Below are 25,511 nucleotides of genomic sequence, written 5' to 3'. Positions count from 1 at the left end.
CTTTGTGGGTTCAGGACATAGCTTCGGGCGGTGGGGACGCGTTGGGTCACCAACTAGCTGCCGTAGCGGCGGCAAGGAGCGCATTCACCTCGTCTAGGGCGGGGATACCGCTAACGGCGTCGAGCGAGCGGCACGACAGCGCAGCCGTCGCGGCGGCGAACCGGGCGGCCTCGAACGGGTCGAGGCCTCGGATGGCGGCAGCGAGCAGCGCGCCGTGGAAGACGTCGCCGGCGCCGAGGGTGCTGCGTACGGGCTGGCGGAAGGCCGGCACGTGCGTGACGCGCTCGCGGTGGGCGACGTAGCAGCCGTTGGCACCATCGGTCGCGACCACGCTTCCAGCCCCTGCAGCCTGTGCGGCGCGGAGGAGCGCCTGCACCTCAAGGGGTCCGAGCCGGGCCTGCAGGATCGACAGGGTGGGCGCGTACAGGTCGACGCGCGCGAGGTCGAGCCCGGGAACCGGGTTCCCGTCATCCACCGACAGGCGGGCGCCGGCCAGATTGGGGGCGGCCTGGTAGCCGACGTGATCGACGTGCACCCAGCCGATACCGGCAGACACGTGCACGGGAGCCGGCCGCGGTGGCTTGCTGGTAATGATGCGCCGGCCCGTTGAAGTCGTCTCGATGATGATGGCGCTGGTCGCGGTCGCGAAGGACCCATCACGGATCACGCGGCTGATGTCGACGCCGTTGCGCTCCAGATTCGCGACGACGGCATCTCCGGCGGTATCGGTGCCGACGACGCCAGCGAAGGCAACGTCGACACCTAGCCGGGCCAGCGTGAGCGCAGCCACCGCGGCGGGGCCGCCGAAGGAGGTGACACTCTCCCGAGCGACCTCGCGGCCGTCCTCGTTCGGCATCCGGTCGACCTCGACGACTACGTCGAGCGTCGCCGCGCCGACACACAAGGCTGTGGGCCGGACCATAATCACCCCTCAAGTTGTTCGTTTTCCAACAACTATCGGGTACGCTCTCACAAACGTTGCGGGGTTGTAAACACTGCGACATGGTTTTCTCGCGAGTGGTAGACCCGTCTCACCCGGCGAAGGAGAGACATCGATATGAGCGACCCGATCGGCATAGCTGCCACGGCACTAGACGGAGACATGACGGAGACGCCACTGCGGTACGGGTCAGCGCCCGAGCGACGGGGGCAGATCTTGGAGCTGGTCAGCGAGCAAGGCTTCTGCACCGTCACGGAGCTCTCGTCTGCGCTTGACGTGTCGGAGATGACGGTGCGCCGCGACGTCGGCCGACTCGCCCGAGAAGGCAAGGTGCGGCGCGTGCACGGCGGCGTCACCGCCCTGTCCACCGAGGCCCTCAACCCGAGCGACTTCGCGGTCCGCTCTGCGGCAGCGAGGGAGGCAAAGCGAGCCATCGCCCGCGAGGCGCTGCGGTTCATCCGAACACGGGCGACGATCGGGATCGACTCCGGAACCACGGTGCTTGAGCTGGCGAAGATGCTGCCCGAGGGCCGGCGACTGACTGTAGCAACCCACTCGCTGCCCGCCATGGTTGCCATGTCACCGCTGAAACAGGTGCACGTGTTCGGCCTCGGCGGCGAGCTGCACCCCGAGACGCAGGACTTCGCCGGACCCGCCACGCTCGAAGCGATCCGTGACCTGCGCATAGGCACGCTGTTCCTGGCCGCCGGGGGCCTCAGCCCCCGCGGCGTCTACTGCGAGAGCGACCATGAAGCGCTGGTGAAGCGCGCCCTCATCGAGGTGTCCGAACGCGTCGTCTTGCTTGCCGACTCCGGCAAGTTCGGCTCGTCCGCCATGGTCCGAGTCTGCGGGCTGGACGCGGTAGACCACGCCGTTATCGACGACGCCATCAGCGCCGCCGATGCTGCCCTGCTCGTCGACAACGGCATCGACCTTCGATGCGCGAGCCTGTCCGACCACACACCGATCGACGATCCGCGTTAGGAGAACAACAGATGAAGGCAGCACGGTTCCTCGGTGACGGCGAGCTGGCCGTCGTCGGCTTGCCGGACCCCACGCCCGGCCCCCGCGAGGTTCTGCTCGCACCGGCAGCGGTCGGCGTTTGCGGCACCGACACCCATATCCTTGATGGCCACTACCCGGCCCGCCCCCCGGTCACGCTCGGGCACGAGGTGGCCGGCCGTGTCGTCGCCCTCGGCGACGGCGCGCGGGGCTTGCAGGTGGGTGATCTCGTCACCGTCGAACCGCACCGCTACTGCGGGGTCTGCCAATACTGCCGGCGCGGGATGGAGCACATGTGCGTCGCAAAGGAGGCGTACGGCGTCCACCTCGATGGTGGCATGGCCGAGCTCATGGTCGTGCCCGACCGCATCGCCTATCGGCTCCCCGACGGAGTCGACGCCACCATCGGCGCCCTCACCGAGCCATTGTCGTGTTGCGTACATGCGATGGACCGCTTGGGTCTCATGTCCGGCCTGCCCATCCTCATCCAAGGCTGCGGCCCGGCCGGTGCCTTGCTCGTCGCCCTTGCCCGCAGCCTCGGCTCGCACCCGGTCGTCGTATCGGACATGCGACCCGACCGCCGAGACCTTGGCATGCGCATGGGCGCCGACATCGCCCTCGACCCGTCCGACCCCGACTTCGAGCGGCAAGCCCTCGCACTCACCGGCGGCGACGGCTTCCCGTACGTCGTCGACGCCGTCGGTCTGCCTGCCGTCCTGGAGAGCGCCATCCGCCTCGCCGCGCGCGGCGCCCGCCTGCTCGTCTTCGGTGTCGCGGACCCGCAGGCCCGGGCGTCCGTCAGTCCGAACGAGATCTACACCAAAGAACTGACCCTGCTCGGGACTGCCATCAACCCCTTCTCGCACCTGCGCGCCGTCGGCCTACTGACCCGGCTGCCGCTGCACGAGCTGCGCGTGGCCGCCTACCCGCTCGGCAAGGCCGTCGACGCCATCGCCGCCGCCCGCACTGGGGCCAGCGACAAGATCCAAATTGTGCCTGGGCTCAACGCATGAGTGCCGTCAACGAAGCCGAGTCCACGCGATGCTCGGCCCGGCACTCCATCGCTCTCATCCCCGGCGACGGCATCGGTACCGAGGTCGTTCCCGCCGCCCTGGAAGTGCTCGACCCGTTGATGTCCCGGCACGGCATACAGGTCGAATGGGTCGAGTACGCATGGGGCTCGGAGTACTACCGGACCAATGGCCGCATGATGGCCGAAGATGGCCTCGACCAGCTCGCCCAGCACGACGCCATCTTTTTCGGCGCCGTCGGTGCCCCCGGCATCCCGGACGACCTGACCTTGTGGGGCCTGCTCATCCCGATGCGGAGAACCTTTGAGCAGTACGTCAACCTACGGCCGGTCCGGCACGTGCCCGGGGTTCCGAGCCCTTTGAAGGATCCCGAAGGCATTGACCTGATCATCGTTCGGGAGAACGTTGAGGGCGAGTACTCGCAGGTCGGCGGCAGGTACGGGGTCGGCGAGGCCGAAACCGCCGTGCAGGAGGCCGTTTTCACTCGCAGCGGAGTGACCCGGATCGCGGCCTACGCCGCGGACCTGGCACGCGGGCGGCGTGGCGAGCTCACATCAGCGACAAAGTCGAACGGGATCATCCACACAATGCCGTTCTGGGATGAGGTCGTGGCAGACGTCGTGGCGCGAACGCCGGGCGTCAAGCTGCGCAGCGTCCTCATCGACGCGCTCGCCGCCGCGCTGGTCCTGCGACCGCAGCAGTTCGACGTCATCGTCGCCTCGAACCTGTTCGGGGACATCCTTTCCGACCTTGCCGCCGGGTGCATCGGGTCCATCGGTCTTGCGGCGTCGGCGAACATCAATCCCGAACGCAAACACCCGTCGATGTTCGAACCAGTGCACGGCTCCGCGCCCGACATCGCCGGCCGCGGCTGGGCCAACCCGCTCGCACAGATGGCGACCGCCAGTCTGATGCTCGATCACCTTGGCCACCCCGATGCGGCGGCCGAACTCACCGCAGCCGTAGACGGCGTCCTGCGTCACGGGCCTCGCACCCGCGACCTAGGCGGCACCGCCACGACCAAGGACGTAACCACGGCCGTCCTCGACCACCTCACCAACTCGACCCCCAGCGGGAGCCCACGATGATCACGACCGACCGGGCCACCTCTGCAATGAGGCACCAGGACATGTTCATTGCCGGCCAATGGGTCCCGGCCGCGTCCACCTTCGAAGTCATAGACCCCTGGGACGGAGCGCTCGTCGCCACCATCGCGTCCGGCGCAGCGGCAGACGCGACTGCGGCAGTCGACGCGGCAGCCTCGGCCATCGTCCCGCCGCCGCACGCCCGTGCCACTGTCCTGCGGAAGGTCGCCGACCTCATCGAGCAGCGCTCCGAACTCTTCGCGGCCACGATCCGCGCCGAAGCCGGCAAGCCCATCACCGCCGCCCGCGGCGAGGTGTCGCGCGGCATCGACACCATCCGCCTGGCATCGGATGAAGCTCGTCATTTGGCTGGCGCCACTGTCCCGTTGGATGCGGTGGCGGCGGGCGAGGGTCTGCTCGCATTCGAGATTCCGGCGCCAGTCGGGATCGTCGCCGCGATCACCCCGTTCAACTTCCCGCTGAACCTGGTCGCGCACAAGCTGGGGCCAGCCATCGCGGCAGGCTGCCCGGTGGTCCTCAAGCCATCCGAGAAGACACCGCTCACCGCTGGCCTGCTCGTCGCCGCGTTCGCCGACGCCGGCCTGCCCGCCGGAATGCTGAATCTGGTCACCGGGGACCCGAATGTGATCGTGTCCACCTGGCTCGCCGACGAACGCACCGCCGTCGTGACCTTCACCGGCTCCGCCGAACTCGGTTGGAGGCTGAAGTCCGAGTCGGCCCGCAAGCGTCATGTTCTCGAACTCGGCTCCAACACCGCAATGGTCGTCGCCGCGGACGCCGATTTGGACGCCGCCGCGGCGGCCGCCGCGAGCGCATCGTTCACCTTCTCTGGGCAGGCGTGCATTTCGCTGCAGAGGGTCTACGTTGCCGACACCGTTGCTGACACCTTCGTGGACAAGCTTGTCGAGAAGGCTGAGGCATTGCCCGTGGGTGATCCAGACGACGAGGCAACGGTCGTCGGCCCGCTCATTACTACGGCCGCCACAGACCGGGTGCTGTCCTGGGTCAAGGCTGCCGTCGCGGAGGGCGCGACTCTGTGCACCGGTGGCGATCTCAAAAACGGCGTCGTCGCCCCAACCGTGCTGTTGGATGCCTCGCCGACGTCGGCAGTGCTGTGCGAGGAGGCGTTCGGGCCCATCGTCACCGTTAACCGGGTCAGCGATCTCACCGAGGCGATCAAGGATGTGAACGCATCTAGATTCGGCCTGAACACTGCGGTGTTCACCCAAGACCTGTCGACCGCGCTGCGGATCGCCGCCGAGGCGGAAGCCGGCGCCGTCCTCGTGAACGTCGCCCCAAACTTCCGTGCAGACAACATGCCCTACGGCGGAGTGAAGGACTCCGGCCAGGGCAAAGAGGGAGTTCCCTATGCAGTACGCGAGCTCACCGAGTACAAGCTTGTCGTGATGAAGAAGTGACCGAGCTGACTGGGTCCCCGTGAAGTAGTCCACCTGTTGTGAGAGCCCGATGCCCCCATGATGGGACTGGGCCACGATTCTACGTGCACCCCTGCACGGTGCTGACAGTGCACGGCCTGGCCTCGCGTTGGACATAGGTCCGGCTGGCGCCTGGTGATGACTCAGCCACGATTACCGCTGGGCAGCTAAGAGACATCGTCGAGCGTCTGATCGCGGCCGGGCAGTGTGCGGTTCCCCTCGTAGCGTGGAGGCCAGAGCTTGAGAAATAGAGGTTCATGGCTGAGACGAGACGCCGGTTCGATCCGGAGTTCCGGGCGGGCGCGGTGCGCATCGTGCGGGAGACCGGGAAGTCGATCGCTCAGGTTGCGTGACCTGGGCATCAACGATGGCACCCTGGCGAACTGGGTAAAGAAGGATCGCGAGGAGCGTGGCGAGGCCGGCGGCGCGGGTGCGCTGTCGGAGGACGTACGCGCGGAGCTGGCCAGGTTGCGGCGGGAGAACGCCGAGCTGGCGATGGAGCGTGATGACGCCCCTATGGTTGTGCCGCTGCCCGCCGGCAGGTCGAGCACCCCGCGGGACGATTGCCCGCCGGACGTGGGGGAGCAGGTTGGGAGCAGCGGGGTGCACCGAACGGTGCTGAACTGCATCGAACAGCACTCAACTGCAGTCAACGGCACCCCGGCCCGACCTGCGGCTTCGTGTTTCCCCTGCTCAGAGGCAGTGCGGCGTCCTGTTTCACACCGAAGAGGTCACTGGTTCGATCCCAGTATCGCCCACCGTAGATGTATGCAGGTCAGAAGCCCGTTACTGGAACTGCCGGTAACGGGCTTCTGCCGTTCTACCCCTTAAATTGGGAGCAGATTGGGAGCAGGGCGTCCGGCGCTGGTATCCGGCTGCGTCGGAGCCATCCGGCAGAGGTGCGGCGTTACCCGTCGGCGCCGGTCGGTCTCTTAAGGAGTTGGAAGACCCCTACCGGCGCCCATCGTGGGGCACCGGTAGCGGCTGGCGGGCCTGCTGATCGCCGCCGGTCCGATGGGCCCTCCATCGGCGCTCCAGTTGACGAGGTCGTGTCCAGCTATGGGGGCGAAGGAGCGTTCAGGCATAAGGGCAGCAGGACGTACCCGTCGCGCGAGGGCATCGGTCGTAGACTGTGCGACGCCTGTTCGGACGGCGCGCGCGGGCTCGCGCTGGGCGTCCACGATTTCGTCGAGCGAGCCTCGTAAGGAGCCTTGTGAGCACCCTCGGTAGTTTTATCTGGTCGATCGCTGACCAGCTTCGGGGCCCATACCGCCCCAACCAGTACGGCAACGTGATCCTCCCGCTTACGATCTTGCGCCGCCTTGACTGCATTCTCGAGCCGGACCGGGAGACGGTGCGGGAGTTGGCGGCGAAGTACGACAACCCGAACCGGCTCAGGGTCGAGGTCAAGAAGGCGACCAGCCGGCCGTTCTACAACACCTCAAGCTACTCCTTCGCCAACCTGCTGGCTGACGCCGATGGGCTGGCGGACAACCTGGCCGACTACATCGACCGGTTCTCGCCCGATGTCGACGTGTTCCAGTACTTCGACTTCAAGAAGGAGATCCTCGCCATGGAGAAGGCGGGGCTGCTGCGCGAGGTCATCACGTCCTTCAAGGCCGTCAACCTGCATCCAAAGGTCGTCTCCAACGCCGACATGGGCGATGCGTTCGAGTACATCATCCGTAAGTTCAACGAGGCTGCGAACGAAACCTCCGGTGACCACTACACCCCGCGGGACGCGATCCGGCTGCTGGTCGACCTTCTCTTCGCCGAGAAGGACGCCGACCTGACCGAGGCCGGCATCGTTCGCACGCTGTACGACCCCACTGCGGGCACTGGCGGCATGCTCGCCTTGGCTGAGGAGCACCTGCTCGCCCAGAACCCCGAGGCGAAGCTGAGCCTGTACGGCCAGGAGTACAACCCGCAGTCGTACGCGATTTGCAAGTCCGACCTGCTGGCCAAGGGCCACGATGCAACCAACATCGCCTTCGGCAACACCCTGACCGATGACGCGTTCAAGGGCCGCCAGTTCGACTTCTGCATGTCCAACCCGCCCTACGGCGTCGACTGGAAGCAGTACGCCAAGGCGGTCACGAAGGAGCGCGACGAGGCGGGCCCCTACGGCAGGTTCGCTCCCGGCCTGCCGTCGACCTCGGACGGGCAGATGCTCTTCCTGCTCCACCTGGTCCACAAGATTCGGGCACCGGAGGACGGCGGCGGCCGGGCCGGGATCGTGATGAACGGCTCGCCGCTCTTCAACGGCGTCGCCGAGTCCGGTCCCTCCAACATTCGCAAGTGGCTGCTGGAGAACGACCTGGTCGATGCCATCGTCGCGCTGCCGATCAACATGTTTTTCAACACCGGCATCGCCACCTATATCTGGATCCTCGACAACAACAAGCACCCCGACCGCAAGGGCCTGGTCCAGCTCATCGACGGCACCTCGTTCTGGACCAAGATGCGCAAGAACCTCGGCTCCAAGGGCCGCGAGATCAGCGACGCCGACCGCGCCAAGGTCGTCCGCTTGTACGCCGACTTCACCGACGCCGACCCGGACTACTCCAAGGTGCTGCGCAACGACGAGTTCGGCTACTGGACCATCACCGTCGAACGCCCCCTCCTCGACGAGTCCGGCAACCCCGTCGTCGACCGCAACGGCAAGCCCAAGCCGGACACGAAGAAGCGCGACACCGAGAACGTCCCTTTCACCTATGGCGGCTCGACGGTCGGTGCAGCCGGCAAGGTCGAGGTCATTCAGGCGTACTTCGGCGCCGAGTTGAAGCCGCATGTACCGGACTCATGGATCGATTGGGCCAAGACCAAGACGGGCTACGAGACCCCCTTCACCCGCCACTTCTACAAGTACGTCCCACCCCGGCCCCTCGCCGAGATCGACGCCGACCTGGAGAAGCAGGTCGCCAAGATTCTTGACCTACTGCGGGAGGTTGAGAAGTGAGTACGACCGCCTTGCCTGAGCCGTGGACGACGGCCCGTCTCGGCTGGCTGTTCCAGCCGGTCTCCGATCGCGGCCACGAGGACGAGATGGTCCTCAGCGTCTACCGCGACCACGGCGTGATCCCGAAGGACAGCCGCACCGACAACTTCAATCGCACGCCGGAGAATCTGAGCAACTACCAGCTCGTGCAGCCCGGCGACCTCGTCGTGAACCGGATGAAGGCATGGCAGGGCTCGCTCGGAATCTCCGAGCACCAGGGCATCGTCAGCCCCGACTACGAGGTACTCCGGCCGACTGTCCCCGAGTACGACCGCCGCTTCCTCCACAGTCTGCTCCGCTCGCGCGCCCTGATTGACCAGTACGCCCTCCGCTCCACGGGCATCCGCCCGTCCCAGTGGCGCCTGTACTGGAACGAGATGAAGGCGATCGAGATCTCCCTGCCCGCGGCTGAGCAGCAGCGCGCCATAGCCGACTACCTCGACCGCGAGACCGCCCGCATCGACACGCTCATCGAGGAGCAGCAGCGCCTGATCGAGATGCTCCGGGAGCGACGCCACTCGCTTGTTGACGGAGTCTTCGGTGGCCCTGCGCCCAACGTCCGGCTACAGAACGCCTGCATCGACGTTGTCGATTGCCCGCACACGACGCCGGAAGTCTCAGACGACGGCGAGTACGAGGCAGTCCGAACTGCCTCCGTTCGCAACGGAAAATATCGCCCGGGAAATGGGTTGCCAGTCGACGCAGACACTTGGAAGGCGCGGAACGCAGCCGGAGCACCAACCGTCGGAGACGTTCTCTTCACGCGTGAGGCGCCCGCTGGCGAGGCATGCATGGTTCCCAACGATCGGATTTGCCTGGGCCAGCGCATGGTTTTACTGCGGATCGACCACACGGTATGCGTCGGGGCGTTTCTGCTCTGGCAGATCTACTCAGATCGCGTGCAGGGCCACTTCCGGCTCTCGGCAAACGGCTCGACGGTGGCAAACGTTCGGCTGCCGGTCTTGCGTACAACGCCGATCTGGCTTCCGGATCTCACAGAGCAGCGCCGCATCGCTACCTATCTCGACGAGCAGACCGCGAAGATCGACAATCTCATCACGGAGACCGAGCAGTTCATCGAGCTCTCGAAGGAGCGGCGGTCCGCGTTGATCACGGCGGCAGTGACGGGGCAGGTCGACGTACGGGAGATGGCGTGACGGGCGATCACAACGAGGTCGTCTTCGAGTCCGAGATCTGCGCGTACCTAGAGGCTCACGGGTGGCTGTACTCGGCGGACGACAACGGCTACGACCGGGAGCGGGCGCTATTTCCTGCGGACCTGTTCGTCTGGTTGGAGGAGACGCAAGCAGCGGCGTACGCGAAGGCTTTGAAGGCTGCGGGGTCGGAGGCGAAGTTCCTCGACGTGCTGACCACGGCGCTCGAGAAGCCTCTCGAACATGGTGGCGGGACGCTGAACATCCTGCGCAACGGGGTGCAGTACATCGGTGGTGGCCGGCTGAAGATGGCCCAGTTCCGGCCCGAGACCAGCTTGAACGCGACCACCAACGAGCAGTACGCGGCGATGCGGGTGCGGGTGATGCGGCAGGTGCACTTCTCCACCGCAGACCAACGCAGCATCGACCTGGTCTTCTTCATCAACGGGCTTCCAGTGTCCACCGTCGAATTGAAGACCGACTTCACCCAGTCTCTCGATGACGCGATCAACCAGTACCGCAAAGGCCGGCGGCCGCTGACCAACGGGCGACCGGAGCCGCTGATGTCGTTCGGGCATCGGGCGCTGGTCCATTTTGCGGTCTCCAACGACCTGGCCGCGATGACCACCAAGTTGGAGGGCGAGAAGACGCACTTCCTACCGTTCAACATGGGTCATGAGAGTGGCGCGGGAAATCCGCCGGCTGAGGGCGGGCGGTCGGCGACGGCGTACCTGTGGGAGCGGGTCTGGGAGAAGGACGCCTGGCTCACCATCATCGGCCGGCTGATGATCGTGGAGATCAAGGAAGAGTGGGATGTCGCGACCGGAATGTCGGTGCGGCGTACGAGCATGATCTTCCCTCGGTTCCACCAGTGGGAGGCCATGACGAACCTTGTGGCAGCGGTGCGCGAGGAGGGGGTGGGGCATCGCTACCTGATCGAGCATTCTGCAGGGTCGGGGAAGACGAACACCATTGCCTGGACCGCGCACCGGCTGGCGCGGCTGCACGTAAACGACGAGAAGGTCTTCGACTCGGTGATCGTAGTGGTGGACCGCACCGTCCTCGACGGGCAGCTCCAGGACGCGATCCGGCAGATCGATGGGTCGGGGAAGATTGTGGCCACGATCAGCCCGGAGGACGTCCGCAAGGCGGGGGCGAAGTCGAAATCCGGGCTGCTGGCGACCGCGTTGAAGAACGGGGAGCTGATCATCGCGGTGACGGTGCAGACCTTCCCGTTCGCCCTCGACGAGATCCGAGCCGACTCGTCGCTGAAGGGCCGGCGGTTTGCGGTGATCGCCGACGAGGCGCACTCGTCGCAGTCCGGGCAGATCTCCTCCAAGCTCAAGGCGGTGCTGACCGCGGAGGAGGTCAAGGAGATCGAGGAAGGCGGTGAGGTCGACGTCGAGGCAATCCTGGCCTCGGAGATGACCGAGCGGGCCGAGTCGGAGAACATCTCCTACTTCGCGTTCACGGCGACGCCGAAGAACAAGACCCTGGAGCTCTTCGGCCGCAGGGGTCATGACGGGAAGCCGGTCGAGTTCCACCTCTACTCCATGCGGCAGGCGATCGAGGAGGGCTACATCCTCGACGTGCTCAGGGGCTATCAGTCCTACGACACCGCGCTGAAGATCTCCAGTCGGCTCAAGAACGGCGATGGCAGCGACACGGTAGACGAGGCCGCAGCGCGTAAAGGGCTGATGCGGTGGGTGAAGCTGCACCCGACCAACATCAGCCAGAAAGTGCAGATCATCGTCGAGCATTTCCACGCCAACGTCGCCCACCTGCTGGAGGGCAAGGCGAAGGCGATGGTCGTGACCGACTCGCGCAAGGCCGCGGTGAAGTACAAGAAGGCGATCGACGCCTACATCGCCAAGCGGGCCGCCAAGGATGCCTCGTACAACTACCGCACCCTAGTCGCGTTCTCCAATGCTGTGAAGATGGCCGAGAACGAGGAGTGGGCTTCGGACTGGGGCCCGCAGCCGAGCAAGGACGACGAGTTCACCGAGGCCAACCTCAACCCCGGCGCCGGCGGGGACCTGGCCGCCGCCTTCAAGGGCGCGACGTACAAGATCATGCTGGTCGCCAACAAGTTCCAGACAGGGTTCGACCAGCCGTTGCTCTCGGCGATGTACGTCGACAAGAAGCTCTCCGGGGTCACCGCCGTGCAGACGCTGTCCCGGCTTAACCGCACCCACCGCACTGCGGGTGGGGAGCAGAAGCGCAAGACGTTCGTCATCGACTTCGTGAACAAGCCTGAGGACATTCGGGCTGCGTTTGAGCCGTACTTCACCAACGCCACCTTGGAGACCGAGACCGACCCGTACATTGTCGTCCACCTCGCCACCAAGCTCGCCCAGGCCGGGATCTATACGCCAGAGCAGGTGCGCGAGGTCGCCGAACTGTGGGTCACCCGCAAGGGCAACAACGCGCTCTCGGCCGCGATCAGCCCGGCCAAGAACGACTTCGCCCGCCGCTATGCGGCAGCGATCGAGGCCGACGACAAGGTCACCCTCAACACCCTCGACCTGTTCCGCAAGGACGTGTCCACCTACGTCCGGCTCTACGACTTCATGAGCCAGATCGTCGACTACGGCGACCCGTACATGGAGATGCTGTCGATCTTCCTGCGGCTCCTGGAGAAAGTCATCGCAGACTCCTCCTGGGCCGCGGAGGTCGACCTCTCCGACGTCGTCCTGGTCGGGGTCAAGCACAACAAGGGGACCGCGGTCGACATCTCGCTGACCGGTGACGGCGAACTCAAGGGCATCGGCGCCGCGGGCACCGGCACACAGAAGGAGCCGAAGTACGTCGCACTGCAGGTCGTCATCGACAAGATGAACGACCTCTTCGGCGCCGAGTCGTTCTCCGCGTCTCAGGTCCGTGAGTTCGTGCAGGGACTGGTGCAGCAGCTGCTCACCTACCCGGACCTGGTCAACCAGACCAAGGTGAACTCGAAGAAGCAGTTCATGGAATCGCAGGACTTCCAAGCGGCGGTCACTGAGGCGGTCGTCGACAACCAGGAGGCCCACAACACCATGGCCGACTACTTCTTCAGCGACGGCCCTGGCATCAGCGCCGTCATCACGGCACTTGCGGACGCCTTCTACGAAACCGCGATCGATCAGCGGACCGACGTGTGAGCAGCCTGGCCGCGGCGGGTCTCACCGACGCCAACACCTCAACAGCCGCCGTTGGTGCTTCCTTGCGGTAGCAATGACCGGGTCCCCGATACCTGCGTCACCGCCTGGGTGACGGTCATCCGGCTGGAGGCGGACGTCGATGTGACGCCGACGCGACGCGAGGCTTCCACGATCCACAGCCGGCTGTAACCAGCAGCAGCACCAGGACTCGGAGGACCGCGCCGCCTTGAACTCCCTACCGTGGCACTCCACAAGCGCGCGACCTTGTTTGTAGTTTGCAGCGGGAGACGGAACGGGCTGTGTGCCCAGACCGTCCGAACGGGTGCCATGCGGGGGCGAGCGGGCCTCGGCAGGTCAGACTATCCTCTCTGTACCAGAGAGTTGAGGGCCAATACACTGACTGTTACTGAATCGCTGAGGGGGCGGCTTGTGATCAACACATCCTTGTCAGGGCGGCTTCGGAACACCCTCCTCCCAAAGTCCCACGGCCTGTTCCCGCTCTTCGAGGCAGTCGTTAACTCGATCCAATCTATCGATGCCACGCACGATGACGTAAGTCAAGGTCGCATCGAAATCCACATCATCCGGTCTGCGCAGGGAACGCTGGACCTGCGACTACCCGGCCGAGCGCCCCAAGAGCCGATTACAGGATTTCGAGTCCGAGACAATGGCGCTGGTTTTCATAGTGCAAACATCGAATCATTCGAGACGCTTGACAGCGAATACAAATTAAAACAAGGTTGCCGCGGCGTGGGCAGGCTCTTGTGGCTGAAGGCATTTCGGCACGTGGAGGTCTTGAGCGTCTTCAAAGAGGCCGGCCAGTTCAAATCTAGGAGTTTTCGCTTTACGGCCCAGGATGGCGTCACTGACCACGAGGTGAAGGAAGTTGCGGCCGGGGACACCTTCGCCGAGGTCAGCTTGCTGGGATTTAGTAAGAGCTATCAACAGAGTTCACGCAAGATGGGTTCCACAATAGCTAGAAACCTCCTTGAGCACTGTTTGTGGTACTTCGTGCGTGAGGGCGGCGCGCCAGACATTGTCGTGTTTGACAACGGCGAAGCTATCGACTTGCACGTGGTCTTCGAAGATTACATGAAATCCAGTTCGAAAATCGATCGAGTTGTAGTCAAAGGCAAGAAGTTCGATCTTATTCACCTCAAGCTGAAGACGAGCGCCAAGTCGGTGCCGAGCCTGAACTGGTGTGCAGCAAATCGCGTCGTTGTTGAGGAATCAATAGCCGGAAAGATTATGGGCCTGCATGGCCCGCTCGCCGACGATGAAGGGGATTTTATCTACTCCGGCTATCTGACTTCTGCCTTTCTGGATGAGCGCGTACGTCCAGAAAGGACCGACTTCGACCTGGAGGAGACGGCGACAGGCGTCGGTGAGGAGTCGGAATTCACACAGGACAACCTGGCTGAGGAGCCTTCGCGATCTGAAATTCGTCAGGCGCTCCTCCGGCATGTAGAAGAGTATCTGAGCGACAGCCTCACTGCCGCTCGGGAAAAGGGGCGGGACCGGGTCGAAACATTCGTAAGCAGGAAAGCTCCCCGATACAGGCCGGTACTTCGACGGATAGACGAGAAGGGACTTGGGCTGGATCCGACTCTGAGTGACAAGGACCTGGAACTGGAACTTCATAAGCGGCTGGCAGATTTCGAAGCTGAAGTATTGCGAGAAGGTCAGGAAGTCCTCGGAGAGGCAACGATTCTGAACCTAACTGATGAAGAATATAATAAGAGGCTGGATGAATACTTGGCGAAGGTTGAGGACGTAAAGAAATCCGACCTGGCAGCGTATGTATCCCGTCGCAAACTCATCCTTGACTTGCTGGCCCGCGTAATCGAGCAACAACCTGACGGCAGGTACTGCCGAGAGGACTTAATCCACAATCTGATTATGCCTATGCGGACGACGTCCGAAGATGATGCGCACCGGGCAAGCAATCTGTGGATAATCGATGAGCGCCTCGCGTTTCACAACTATCTTGCGTCTGACAAATCCTTGAGGTCGATGCCGATCACCGGTTCCACCTCGACTAGAGAGCCTGATCTCCTAGCTTTGCAGACCTGCGATGCTCCCGTTCTCGTCGCTGAAGGCGATTCGCCTCGCTGGGCCTCGCTATCAATTATCGAAATAAAGCGTCCCATGCGAAATGACGCCTCAGCTGGCGAATCCAAGGACCCCATCGAGCAGTGCTTGAACTACTTGCAGCGAGTCCGAGATGGCGGCGTAAGGACTGCGAAGGGTAGGCCGATTCCTGGGGTTGACCGAGTGCCCGGTTTCTGCTATATAATTGCCGACTTGACGACATCGCTCATCTCGCGCTGTCGAATGCACCGGTTAAATCCAACCGACGACGGCATGGGCTTTTTTGGGTACCATGAGCACTTCAATGCTTACATCGAAGTGATCTCATTTGACAGGCTTCTCAGCATTGCAAACCAGCGCAATAGGGCGTTCTTTGACGTCGTTGGCCTTCCTTCAAGCTAGCTCGCTCACCCAAGCTTCGAACGTAAAGAACTTCGCTTGAAGCAGCGATGTGGGTCGACTTTCACGGATTTGCAGGGACCCTTGAGTATCGTGACAAGCTTTAGCGTTACGTATCGCTATAGTGACGGCGGGTGTTAACGAGCCGCAACGGCCAACGGCGGCAATGCTGGACAGTATGAGCCAGCGGCTGACTACAAGGCCTAAGCTGTCGGTGGCCCTGGACTCGCTCCGACCCAAGGCGATGAGCCGGTCGAGTAAGACCAGTGACTGAGGCAGGCCCGTCACGATGCTCCATCTACGGTAAGCGGGATGAGCGCCGTGTCCTCGGCCCCGCCCGCCGTAGCCAGATCAGGTCGAAACTGTCGGACCAACCGGATACCTTCGCGGCATGCCTCGGTCGCTGTGGCGGGTCGCTCCGCCTACGTTGCTGGTGGGTGACACCTGCGCGCTCATGAACGATGTCGTTCAGGGCACTCGTAACGGCCGGCTGACAAGCCTCATTGTGGCACTTGATCACGACACCTACCGGCTAGTCATCTCTATGCATGTGCTCACCGAGGTCGAACGTGACTTGCCAGGCTACGCAGCGGACCGAGGAGTTGACGCTGTAGAGGCCGTGCGCCGATGGCGCCGGTACTACCTGCAGTACGCCCGAGTCGTAGACGTTCCGGACGAGTGGGGCACCACCCACCCGCAGGTTGCCGAGGTTGAACAGCGGCACCCCACCGACGCGCCGACGGCGCGGCTGGCCGCTGCCTTGGCCCAGTGCTGCGTCCTCACCGAAGATGGGGACCTGACCGACTACGGGTTCGGCTCCTACAACTGGCTGCCCCTCACACACGCCGGCGCCAATCACGCCGAGTTCGAGATGGCCGTCACCGCCGTCGGCCTGCCGACGGCGGTGACTTCCTTGGCGATCTGGGAGATGGGCCGGACGCTCGCGCGAGCTCCACGTGGCCTGCAGGCAACAACAATGCTGCTGGCAGCAGCGGCGGCTTACTGGTGGCAGAAGGATGGTCGAGCCCAGCGTGTGGGGCTCGAATACCCGGTTCGGCCGTCTGAAGTGCGGTTCTGTGCGAGCTCGAGCCCGGCGCAGCCGTCATGCTCGTGGCCATGAGCGCGTCGTTGGTGTACCTGCTGCTTCGCCAGATCCTGCAGATGTTGTCCCAGCTCGCCCGCGACGACGGGGCCAAGGATGTGGAGATCCTGGTGCTCCGCCATCAGGTGGCGGTGCTGCGCCGACAGGTGACCCGCCCCGACCTGCAACCGGCCGACCGGGTGGTCCTGGCGGTGTTGTCGCGGCTGCTGCCCCGCCCACGCTGGTCGGCGTTCTTCGTCACCCCGGCCACGCTACTGCGGTGGCATCGCGAACTGGTCGCCCGACGATGGACGTACCCGCAGGCCCGGCCGGGCCGGCCCCCAGTCGACAAGCAGGTCCGCGACCTGGTGCTACGACTCGCGGCGGAGAACCCGTCGTGGGGGCACCGTCGCATCCAGGGCGAAATGATCGGCCTGGGCTACCCGGTCGCCGCCAGCACAGTGTGGAAGATCCTCAACCAGGCCGGGGTCGACCCGGCACCCCGGCGGTCCGGACCCACCTGGAAACAGTTCCTGACCGCCCAGGCCCACACGATCCTGGCCTGTGATTTCTTCACCGTCGACACCGTGTTACTCAAGCGGATCTACGTGCTGTTCTTCGTCGAGATCGCCACCCGCCAAGTCCACGTGGTTGGGGTGACCGCCCATCCGACCGGCGCCTGGGTGGCCCAGCAAGCACGGAATCTACTGATGGACCTAGATCAACGCGCGGCGCGACTGCGGTACCTGCTGCGCGACCGAGACACGAAGTTCACGAACATCTTCGACGCGGTGTTCACCGCCGAAGGCATCGACGTGATCAAGACCCCGCCGCAGGCGCCCCAGGCGAACGCGTTCGCCGAACGATGGGTGGGCACCGTACGCCGGGAGTGCACCGACCGGATGCTCATCGTCGGCGAGCGCCACCTCGCGGCCGTCCTCGCCGAGTACACGGCCCACTACAACAGCCACCGCCCACATCGATCGCTCGGCCAGCAGCCGCCCAACCCGCCGTCGGGAGTCACTGACTTGACCGCCGCCAGGGTCCGACGACGCCCGATCCTCGGCGGGTTGATCAACGAGTATTCGCAGGCAGCATAGCCGAACCGGCTTTACGAGCCCCACAGGCCACGATCCTCAACAAGGCGCCGATCTCGATTCCCAGGCTCGACGGCCAACGGCTGGTACGGGCGTCCTCTGTTGCCATTACGGCTGGTACAACACCCGCCGCATACAGAAGGAACTGGGCTACCTCCGCCCGAACGAGTACGAAACCGCCTGGCACACCCGCCAGAGGCAACCAGCCCAACCACCTATCGCCACCCCTGCGCCAGCCGGCAGCAGGTAACCACCGCTCCATCAAAGCGGGGGGAACTCAGGGGAACTCACCACCCACGGATATTCGTTGGTGAACTGCGCGAATCGGCGGATTGCCTGAACCTTCGACGTCACCGTCAGCGGCGGTTATCTGGGTGCCAGTTGTAGTTCTTCCCTGACGACGATCATGGATTCTTGGTCGCGATCGCCCCTCGGACACGATCCACTTCCTCATGAAGGTCCGCGACAAGCTGTGCCTGGACGTGCAGCAACTCGATGCGGGCACCATGGCCTCGGGCTTCGTTGCTCGGGTCAGGCTGACCGCTGGTACTCGTTGATCTCCACGAACGGCTGGCGGTGGCGCGGCAGGCCCAGCCCGCCGAGCCCGTCGGGGAAGTGCACCCAGGCCAAGCCGGCGTCGAACGGGCGCGCAGGAAGTCCGGCCGGTCGGTGCTCGCCGGATCGTTCGTCGCGAGCAGTTCCTCGACCCGGGTCGCCTCGGACGGTCGAGCCGACGATCGGATCGATGGTCGCGTCGGCACTCATGCGGTTCTCGCCTTCGTCTGGCGCCTGAGCTCGTTGCGAGCTAGCGCGTTCGTGTGTACTTCGTCTGGGCCGTCGGCGAACCGCAGGGTGCGGATCCCGGCGAACGATGCGGCCAGCGGGAAGTCCTGGCTCAGGCCGCCCGCGCCGTGTACCTGGATCGCCTTGTCCAGGATCCACTCGACGGTCTTTGGCGCCGCTATCTTGATTGCCTGGATCTCGGTGTGCGCGCCCTTGTTCCCGATGGTGTCCATCAACCAGGCGGCCTTGAGCACGAGTAGCCGCAGCTGCTCCACCCGCACCCGTGACTCTGCGATCCAGTCCCGGACGACACCCTGTTCGGCGAGCGGCTTTCCGAACGCGACCCGCTCGGAGGCGCGGGTGCACATCAGCTCGATGGCGCGTTCGGCGATGCCGATGCAGCGCATGCAGTGGTGGATGCGGCCGGGGCCGAGCCTTGCCTGGGCGATGGCGAACCCGTCACCCTCGCCACCGATGAGGTTCGAGACGGGGACGCGTACGTCGGTGAACTCGAGCTCCGCGTGGCCGCCGTGGTCGCGGTCGTCGTATCCGAACACGTGCATGCCGCGTTTGATCGCCAGGCCGGGGGTGTCGCGCGGGACGAGGATCTGGCTCTGCTGGCGGTGCCGCTCGGCCGACGGATCGGTCTTGCCCATGACGATGAAGATCTTCGCTTCGGGGTTCATCGCCCCGGTGATCCACCACTTGCGGCCATTGACGACGTAGTCGCCGCCGTCGCGTTCGATGCGGGTGGCGATGTTGGTGGCGTCGGAGGAGGCGACGTCGGGCTCGGTCATCGCGAACGACGAGCGAATCTCGCCGGCGAGCAGCGGTTGCAGCCATTGCTTCTTCTGCTGGTCGGCGCCGAACGTATCGAGAACCTCCATGTTGCCGGTGTCCGGGGCGGAGCAGTTCAGGGCGGCCGGCGCGAGGTGGCCGCTGCGTCCGGTGATCTCGGCGAGGGGAGCGTACTGCAGGTTGGTCAGGCCAGCGCCGTGCTCGCCGGGCAGGAAGAGGTTCCACAAGCCTCGGACGCGGGCCTCTGCCCGCAACTCCTTCAGGACCTGGACCGTGGACCAGGCCCAGGGGTCGTGCAGTGCCGAGAGTTGCTCGGCGAACACCGGCTCGGCTGGGTAGATCTTCTCATCCATGAACGCGAGCAGCCTCTCGCGCAGCTCTTCGGTTCTGGCATCGAACGCGAAGTCCATCAGTTGTGCTCCTTCAGCGATGTGAGTCCGGCGGCAATCAGGGGCTCAACGATGGCGCCGATGGTTTCGAACCCCTGGCCGACGGTCTGCCCGTGGGTGTGGCGGTAGTGGATCCCTTCGAGGATCACGGCGATCTTGAAGTAGGCGAGTGCGAGGTAGAAGCCCAGCCGCGGCAGGTCCCGTCCGCTGGCTGCCGCATAGCACTCGAGGAGTTGTGTGTCGGTAATGAAGCCCGGGGCGGTGCAGGCGTCAGTGACGGCGTACCCGCCGTCGAGCGCGGGCATCCGTTGATAGACAAGCAGCAGCGCGACGTCGGTGAGCGGATCCCCGATGGTGGCCATCTCCCAGTCGATCACCGCGGCAATCTGGTCGTCGTGGTCGACCAGCAGGTTGTCCAGCCGGTAGTCGCCGTGCACGATGGCGGGCGTCGACCCCGCGGTCGGCACGGCGGCCTCCAGAAGCGCGTGCAACTGTTCGGCGCCGGCGAGGTCCCGACTGCGGGAGGCGTCGAGCTGTTTGCGCCAGCGCCGGACCTGGCGGGTGAGGAAGCCATCCGGGCGGCCGAAGTCGATGAGGCCGATGGCGGCTGGGTCGACGCGGTGCAGCGCCGCGAGGACGTCGACCATCCGGGTGGAGATGGCGTTAACGCGTTCCGCGCCTAGCGGTTGCAGCTGTGCGGCGTGGCGGTACGGCGTACCGTCCACCCGTTGCATCACGTAGAACGGAGCGCCGACCACGTCCGGGTCCTCACACAGCGCGAACGTATGCGGCACCGGCACGTCGGTGCCCTGCAGCGCGCTGATCACCCGGTGCTCACGGGTCATGTTGTGGGCGGTCGCGAGGACGTGACCGAGCGGCGGGCGACGTACGATCCACCAGCTGGTGCCGTCGGTGACCTCGTAGGTGAGGTTGGACTTGCCGCCCGCGATTACCCGTGCCCGCAACGGCCCCCCAACCGCGCCCGTGCAGGCGCGCTGGAGGAACGCCTCGAACTTTGCCAGGTCGAGTCCCGGAGGGTTGCCGGCTGCGAGGTCGTCCCCGGCAAGGTCGCGGCCGGCTAGATCCACCTGCTCACCCATCGTCAGGGCACCAGCGCGGAGACGGTCTCGGCCACGCACACGGGCTTGTCGCCGCCATCCAGCTCGATGGTTACGCGGACCGTTGCCTGTGCCCCGTTGGCGCCCCGGGTGAGCGCAACAAGCTCGGCGCCAGCGCGGACCCTGGAGCCCACCGGAACCGGCGACGGGAACCGGACCTTGTTCGACCCGTAGTTCATACCCATGCTCAGCCCGTCGACCTTGTAGATTTCCCAGACCAGCTTCGGTACTAGCGACAGGGTCAGGTAACCGTGGGCGATTGTCGTCCCGAAGGGCCCGGACGCGGCCCTCTCCTGGTCAACGTGGATCCACGGGTGGTCACCCGTCGCCTTGGCGAACAGGTCGATCTGCTGCTGGATGGCGGTGTGCCATCCGCTGTAGCCGAGATGGGATCCGACCGCCTGCTCGCAGTCGTCGAGCTCCTTGAACCTCTGCATTGCATACTCCTGTGACGGGACGGGTGATGTCCGTACATGTGTCGCCATGAGCGCGGAGAAGCCGCCAACGTGCGTTCACGGCATCTCAGTCGCGGTCCGCCAGCGACGTAGATGACCCCGCCGGAGAAGAACGACGCGTCCTCGCGCGCGAAAACGTGACAGTGGCGGCAATGTCGTTGGGCTGACCGACGCGGCCTACCGGGATCTGCGCGGCGGCAGCGGCCTTGAAGTCCTCGAACGGGACACCGACCCGGGCCGCGGTGCCTGCGGTCATCTCGGTCTGGATGAAGCCGGGGGCGATCGCGTTCGCGGTCACTCCATCGCCAGCGTCTTGGTGAAACCTTGCAGCCCGGCCGGTTGCCGTGCTCATCAGGAACGAACCGCGCAGGTGCACGTTCATCACCGCGTCCCAGTCGGCGGCGGTCATCGTGAACAGCAGGTTGTCGCGGATGATGCCGGCGTTGTTCACCAGTACCATCGGCGCACCGAGTTCCTCGGCCACCCGCGCGACGGCATGGTCGACGGCCTGCTCGTCTGCGACGTCGACACCGACCGCGCGGGCGTTGCCGCTGGAGGCCTCGATCTCCTCGACGACCGGCTTGTCGGCCGACTCGTCCAGATCGAGCACGGCCACGGCGAAGCCGTCCCGACTCAGCCGCCTGACGACGACGGCATCGATGCCGTGTGCAGCTCCGGTGACGATGGCCGTACGACGGGTTGCGGTCACGGGGCCTCCTTCAGCTGGGGGTGTGTTCACAGACTCAGAACGTGCCGAGCAAGCTGCCTTCGTGTGGTGTGGACGTCAACGTGCAGGACTGTGCGCAGGCCTGCCCGTCTCGCGCCCTCAATGTTCGCGACGGCGTCGTCGATGAACACCGCCGCACCGGGTTCGACATCGAGCAGCTTTAGGGTGTGCGCGAAGATCTCCGGGTTCGGTTTACGCATCCCGACCTCGCCGGAGATGACCACCGGGTCGAACAATGCGTCGATCAGCTCCCGCGGGTAGGTGTTGCCCCAGCTATTGGACAGCAGGGCGACTCGCACCCCGGCGGACTTGAGCTCTTCGACGAGGTCGAACATCAACGGGTCCGGTCGCATCTCTGCGAACAGTGCCTGCAGCAGCCCGTTGGGGGCGACCGGTAAACCATTGGTGGCGACCAGCTCCGCGGCGAGCAGGGTATCGAATTGCGCGGCGGCAAGCTCACCGGTCTCCAGGCGGTGGATCGGTGTGCCCTCGGGCGCCGAGCGGGACATCCACGCCTTCAACGTTCTGGAGAACGACGCCGGGTCGATCCCGTCCCGATTCAGCCAGGCCACGGTCGAGTCACGCACCGGGCTGGTGAGCACACCGCCGTAGTCGAAGACCACCGCGGCGACAGTCGCGCTCTCGCCGTGCGTCATCTGCTTCCTCCTCGATCGGCAGTATGAATTCAGGGGACGTAGGCGACCCGGCCGACCGTCGTACCGTCCGCCAACCGCTGTAGGCCGTCGGCGACACCGCCGAGGTCGAGCCGTTCGCTGACCAGCGGCGTGGCCAGGCCGTCAGCTGCCAGCTTGGATAGCTCGTCGTGGCACTTCCGGACGGCTGCGGGGTCGTGTTGGTTATACAGCCCCCAGTGCAGGCCGACGATGGAGTAGTTCTTGACCAGCGCGTGGTTGAGGGCTGCGGACTGGATGTCTCCGCCGGCGAAGCCGACCACCAGGATTCGGCCCTCGAATGCGATGCACTTGGTGGACCGCTGGTAGGCCTCGCCCCCGACCGGGTCGTAGACGACATCCGCGCCGCGGCCGTCGGTGACCTCCTTGACGACGGCGACGAAGTCCTCGGAACGACGGTCGACAACGACATCCGCACCGAGGGCCTGGGCCACGTCGGCCTTGTCCGGTCCTCCGACCACACCAACGACCCGGGCCCCGGCTGCCTTGCCGAGCTGGACGGCCGCGCTGCCCACGCCGCCGGCTGCTGCGTGCACCAGAAGCGTCTCCCCGGCCTGCAACTGCGCCCTGCGGTGCAGCCCGAACCAGCCGGTCTGGTAGCCGATGTAGAACGAGGACGCCTCGGCATCGTCGAGGCCGGCAGGGGCCGGGAACGTGGTGGCCGGATCCATCACCGCGTACTCGGCGAAACCGCCGGCGGGAAGCACCGACGCACCGATCACCCGATGGCCGACCGCGAAGCCGGTCACACCTTCACCCAGTGCGACCACCTCACCGCAGAGTTCGACGCCGGGTGTGAACGGTAGTCCCGGCTTCACCTGGTACTCGCCTCGACACATCAGCACGTCGGGGAAGTTGGCCGCAGCACCACGCACCCGCACCACGAGCCTCCCGGCGGCAGGCTCGAGGTCGGGCACCTCCTGCAGCCGCAGCACCTCGCGCGGCTCACCGAGCTGGTGCACCTGCCAGGCCCTCATCCGCCGAACCTCCTTCTTCCAGTCGCCGCTCGAGCTTGCGCATCCCACTGAGCCAGCGGTCGGTTTAGTACTCCGCAACTTGCGGATGCGGCAGGATCAGGAAGCGGTCGTGCTGCGGCCCTTGCCAGACCTCCTCCGCGACTTGCTCCGGGGTGCGCGCGGTGTCGTCGCTGAGCAGCTCTTCCAGCGGTCCGGCAATCGTCGAACATTCGGGCCTTCATGTCCTGCGGGCAGATCGCCTGCACAGTGACGCCTCGCTGGCCGTACGTGATCGAGAGCCACTCGGCGAACGCGACCGCCGCGTGCTTGGTGACCGAGTACGGCGCGCTGCCGGTCATCCTCAGCAGACCGGCGGTGTAGGTGGTGACCACGAAACGGCCGCCGGCCGAGGCCAGCCAGGCCGGCACGAGAAGGCGTGCGGCTCGAATATGCGCCATTACATTCACGTCGAGGACCCTCGCCAAGTCGTCTTCGGGGGTGTCGAGTCCCTTGCCGGTGTCGATGCGTTGGCGAAATAGATGTCGATCGCGCCGGGCTTGTTGCTGGGTGGACTCGACCAGCACGGCGACCTCGCTGGCCGCATGACCAGGCACCGCGATGCCGCCAATCTCCTCGGCAACCAGCCTCACGGCCGCAGCGTCCAGGTCGTTCACCACGACCCGGGCGCCACCCGCGAGCTTCGCGGCGATCGCGCGCCCGATGCCGTGATCGGCACTGGTGACCACCTCACCCCTGTCGCGGACGTCGACGCCCGCCACGGTCACACTCCTCCAGTCAGGGTGAGCCCGCCGTCAACGACCAGGATCTGCCCGGTGACCCATGCGGCGTCGTCGGAAAGCAGGAAGGCGACCGCACCACCGACATCGTCGGGAACGCCGAGCCGCTTGAGGGGGTACGCGGAGGCGACCTCGTCCTCTCTCCCCTCGTACAAGGCGGTCGCGAACCTGGTCTTCACCACTGCGGGAGCGACACCGTTGACCCGGATCTGTGGCCCGAGCTCCACCGCAAGCTCGGCGGTGATGTGCGCGAGCATTGCCTTGCTGGCTCCGTAGAACCCGATCCCCGGGGCCGGTTTCATCCCGGCGACCGAGGAGACGTTCACGACCGACCCGCCGTGCTCACCCATCCAGGCCAGGTGGGCCTGCTGCACCCACGACAGCGCGGCCAGGCAGTTCACCTCGAAGATCTTCCGCGCGGCGTCGAGGTCGAGGTCGACCATGGGTCCGTAGACAGGGTTGATGCCGGTGTTGTTCACCAGCATGTCGACCCTGCCGAACGTCTCGATCGTCCTGTTGACCGCTTCGCGCTGGTGGTCCACATCGTCGCCCTTGCCGGCGACCGCGATCGCGTTCTTCGGTCCGCCGAGCGACTGCACCGCCGCGTCGAGCGCCTCCTGCTTGCGGGCCGTAATGCACACCTTCGCACCGTCGGCGACGAGCCGTTCGGCGATGCCGAGGCCGATGCCGCGGCTGGCTCCGGTGACGACGGCGACCTTGCCCTCGAACCTGTTGCCCATCAGGACAGCCTCAGCCAAGTGGACGGCCGACTGCGTCATTCCTATCGGATCCTTTCCGGGTTCTCGCCCGCGTGCCGGCGCGCGACGTGAACGCCGCACCGCCAGCACCCGGGCGTGGTGAGCGGCTGGTGATGAGGAGCCGTCAGCCCGCGGGGCGGGCCTGGATGTCCACCTCGATGTTTCCCCGGGTGGCGGCTGAGTACGGACAGATCTGGTGTGCCTCCTCGGTCAACTTCTGGCAGGTGGCCTCGTCGACGCTCGGTATCTCGACATCGAGGCGGACCGCCAGGCCGTACGCGGTCCCGACTGGACCCATGCTGACGTGGCAGGTTACGAGCGACCCGGAAGTGTCGACCTTCATCCGGCGGCCAGCGGCGCCGATGGACGCTTGGAAGCAAGCGGCGTAGCCGGCGGCGAAGAGCTGTTCGGGGTTTGTCGCCCCACCTGGCCCACCCATCGCCTTGGGCGCGCGTAGATCGACATTGAGCAAGCCGTCGTCCGATCGCACGTGTCCTGCGCGCCCACCGGTTGCGGTAGCCGTGGCCGTGTACGTGACACGGTCAAGTTGGGTTGTCACGAGA

At 65.3% G+C, this 25,511-nt stretch carries 22 protein-coding genes; 11 read left to right on the top strand and 11 right to left on the bottom strand.

Features of this window, described 5'->3' with window-relative positions; genetic code table 11:
• Nucleotides 1-46: 46 nt before the first annotated feature.
• A complete protein-coding gene (locus tag ABZU69_RS21805; protein WP_354966173.1) occupies nt 47-922 on the bottom strand; it encodes a PfkB family carbohydrate kinase in 876 nt (291 codons plus the stop codon).
• A 135-nt stretch (nt 923-1,057) separates the two neighbouring features.
• Here ABZU69_RS21805 and ABZU69_RS21800 point away from each other — a divergent pair, with 135 nt between their 5' ends.
• The 11 genes from ABZU69_RS21800 to ABZU69_RS21750 all read left to right on the top strand — a co-directional run bounded on the left by ABZU69_RS21800 (nt 1,058) and on the right by ABZU69_RS21750 (nt 17,478).
• Entirely contained in the window at nt 1,058-1,924 is an 867-nt protein-coding gene (locus tag ABZU69_RS21800) for a DeoR/GlpR family DNA-binding transcription regulator (RefSeq protein ID WP_354966172.1), read from the top strand.
• On the top strand, nt 1,879-2,955 hold the full coding sequence (locus tag ABZU69_RS21795; protein ID WP_354966171.1) for an alcohol dehydrogenase catalytic domain-containing protein: 1,077 nt from the start codon (nt 1,879-1,881) through the stop codon (nt 2,953-2,955). The genes ABZU69_RS21800 and ABZU69_RS21795 overlap by 46 nt, the downstream gene beginning before the upstream one ends.
• Nucleotides 2,952-4,061 (top strand): tartrate dehydrogenase, encoded by a 1,110-nt coding sequence (locus tag ABZU69_RS21790; protein ID WP_354966170.1) that lies wholly within the window; start codon nt 2,952-2,954, stop codon nt 4,059-4,061. Before ABZU69_RS21795 ends, ABZU69_RS21790 begins: the two co-directional genes overlap by 4 nt.
• Complete coding sequence (locus ABZU69_RS21785) at nt 4,058-5,497, top strand: aldehyde dehydrogenase family protein (protein WP_354966169.1); 1,440 nt, start codon at nt 4,058-4,060, stop codon at nt 5,495-5,497. The genes ABZU69_RS21790 and ABZU69_RS21785 overlap by 4 nt, the downstream gene beginning before the upstream one ends.
• 275 nt (nt 5,498-5,772) lie before the next feature.
• Nucleotides 5,773-5,868 carry a transposase gene (locus tag ABZU69_RS21780; RefSeq protein ID WP_354966168.1) on the top strand — a complete coding sequence of 32 codons (96 nt, stop codon included), beginning with the start codon at nt 5,773-5,775 and terminating at the stop codon, nt 5,866-5,868.
• 860 nt (nt 5,869-6,728) lie between these two features.
• Entirely contained in the window at nt 6,729-8,474 is a 1,746-nt protein-coding gene (locus ABZU69_RS21775) for a class I SAM-dependent DNA methyltransferase (RefSeq protein WP_354966167.1), read from the top strand.
• Entirely contained in the window at nt 8,471-9,670 is a 1,200-nt protein-coding gene (locus ABZU69_RS21770) for a restriction endonuclease subunit S (protein WP_354966166.1), read from the top strand. Before ABZU69_RS21775 ends, ABZU69_RS21770 begins: the two co-directional genes overlap by 4 nt.
• Nucleotides 9,667-12,807: a DEAD/DEAH box helicase family protein gene (locus ABZU69_RS21765; protein ID WP_354966165.1), complete on the top strand. Its 3,141-nt coding sequence runs from the start codon at nt 9,667-9,669 to the stop codon at nt 12,805-12,807. Before ABZU69_RS21770 ends, ABZU69_RS21765 begins: the two co-directional genes overlap by 4 nt.
• Before the next feature lie 750 nt (nt 12,808-13,557).
• A complete protein-coding gene (locus tag ABZU69_RS21760) occupies nt 13,558-15,300 on the top strand; it encodes an ATP-binding protein (protein WP_354966164.1) in 1,743 nt (580 codons plus the stop codon).
• A gap of 388 nt (nt 15,301-15,688) precedes the next feature.
• A complete protein-coding gene (locus ABZU69_RS21755; protein WP_354966163.1) occupies nt 15,689-16,417 on the top strand; it encodes a hypothetical protein in 729 nt (242 codons plus the stop codon).
• Nucleotides 16,414-17,478, top strand: coding sequence for an integrase core domain-containing protein (locus tag ABZU69_RS21750; protein WP_354966162.1), 1,065 nt, complete (start codon nt 16,414-16,416; stop codon nt 17,476-17,478). The genes ABZU69_RS21755 and ABZU69_RS21750 overlap by 4 nt, the downstream gene beginning before the upstream one ends.
• Before the next feature lie 528 nt (nt 17,479-18,006).
• Here the strand turns inward: ABZU69_RS21750 and ABZU69_RS21745 are convergent.
• The 10 genes from ABZU69_RS21745 to ABZU69_RS21700 all read right to left on the bottom strand — a co-directional run bounded on the left by ABZU69_RS21745 (nt 18,007) and on the right by ABZU69_RS21700 (nt 25,507).
• Nucleotides 18,007-18,240, bottom strand: a complete 234-nt coding sequence (locus ABZU69_RS21745; protein ID WP_354966161.1) for a hypothetical protein — start codon at nt 18,238-18,240, stop codon at nt 18,007-18,009.
• Nucleotides 18,237-19,466 (bottom strand): acyl-CoA dehydrogenase family protein, encoded by a 1,230-nt coding sequence (locus ABZU69_RS21740; protein WP_354966160.1) that lies wholly within the window; start codon nt 19,464-19,466, stop codon nt 18,237-18,239. The genes ABZU69_RS21745 and ABZU69_RS21740 overlap by 4 nt, the downstream gene beginning before the upstream one ends.
• The gene (locus ABZU69_RS21735; protein ID WP_354966159.1) at nt 19,466-20,545 is read right to left on the bottom strand and encodes a phosphotransferase family protein; all 1,080 of its coding nucleotides are present in this window, start codon (nt 20,543-20,545) and stop codon (nt 19,466-19,468) included. Before ABZU69_RS21735 ends, ABZU69_RS21740 begins: the two co-directional genes overlap by 1 nt.
• Nucleotides 20,546-20,547: 2 nt before the next feature.
• Entirely contained in the window at nt 20,548-21,000 is a 453-nt protein-coding gene (locus tag ABZU69_RS21730) for a MaoC family dehydratase (RefSeq protein WP_354966158.1), read from the bottom strand.
• An 85-nt stretch (nt 21,001-21,085) separates the two neighbouring features.
• Nucleotides 21,086-21,727 (bottom strand): SDR family oxidoreductase, encoded by a 642-nt coding sequence (locus ABZU69_RS21725; RefSeq protein WP_354966157.1) that lies wholly within the window; start codon nt 21,725-21,727, stop codon nt 21,086-21,088.
• 26 nt (nt 21,728-21,753) lie between these two features.
• Nucleotides 21,754-22,401 (bottom strand): HAD family phosphatase, encoded by a 648-nt coding sequence (locus ABZU69_RS21720; RefSeq protein WP_354966156.1) that lies wholly within the window; start codon nt 22,399-22,401, stop codon nt 21,754-21,756.
• 29 nt (nt 22,402-22,430) lie between these two features.
• A complete protein-coding gene (locus ABZU69_RS21715; protein ID WP_354966155.1) occupies nt 22,431-23,414 on the bottom strand; it encodes an NADPH:quinone oxidoreductase family protein in 984 nt (327 codons plus the stop codon).
• On the bottom strand, nt 23,411-24,172 hold the full coding sequence (locus tag ABZU69_RS21710; RefSeq protein ID WP_354966154.1) for an SDR family oxidoreductase: 762 nt from the start codon (nt 24,170-24,172) through the stop codon (nt 23,411-23,413). Before ABZU69_RS21710 ends, ABZU69_RS21715 begins: the two co-directional genes overlap by 4 nt.
• Before the next feature lie 2 nt (nt 24,173-24,174).
• Nucleotides 24,175-25,038, bottom strand: coding sequence for an SDR family oxidoreductase (locus ABZU69_RS21705; protein WP_354966153.1), 864 nt, complete (start codon nt 25,036-25,038; stop codon nt 24,175-24,177).
• Between the two features lie 34 nt (nt 25,039-25,072).
• The gene (locus ABZU69_RS21700) at nt 25,073-25,507 is read right to left on the bottom strand and encodes an organic hydroperoxide resistance protein (protein WP_354966152.1); all 435 of its coding nucleotides are present in this window, start codon (nt 25,505-25,507) and stop codon (nt 25,073-25,075) included.
• Nucleotides 25,508-25,511: the final 4 nt, after the last annotated feature.

The organism is Micromonospora sp. NPDC005206 (genome assembly GCF_040608175.1).
Taxonomy (GTDB): Bacteria; Actinomycetota; Actinomycetes; order Mycobacteriales; family Micromonosporaceae; genus Micromonospora.
This window is presented reverse-complemented; position numbering and strand designations above follow the sequence as displayed.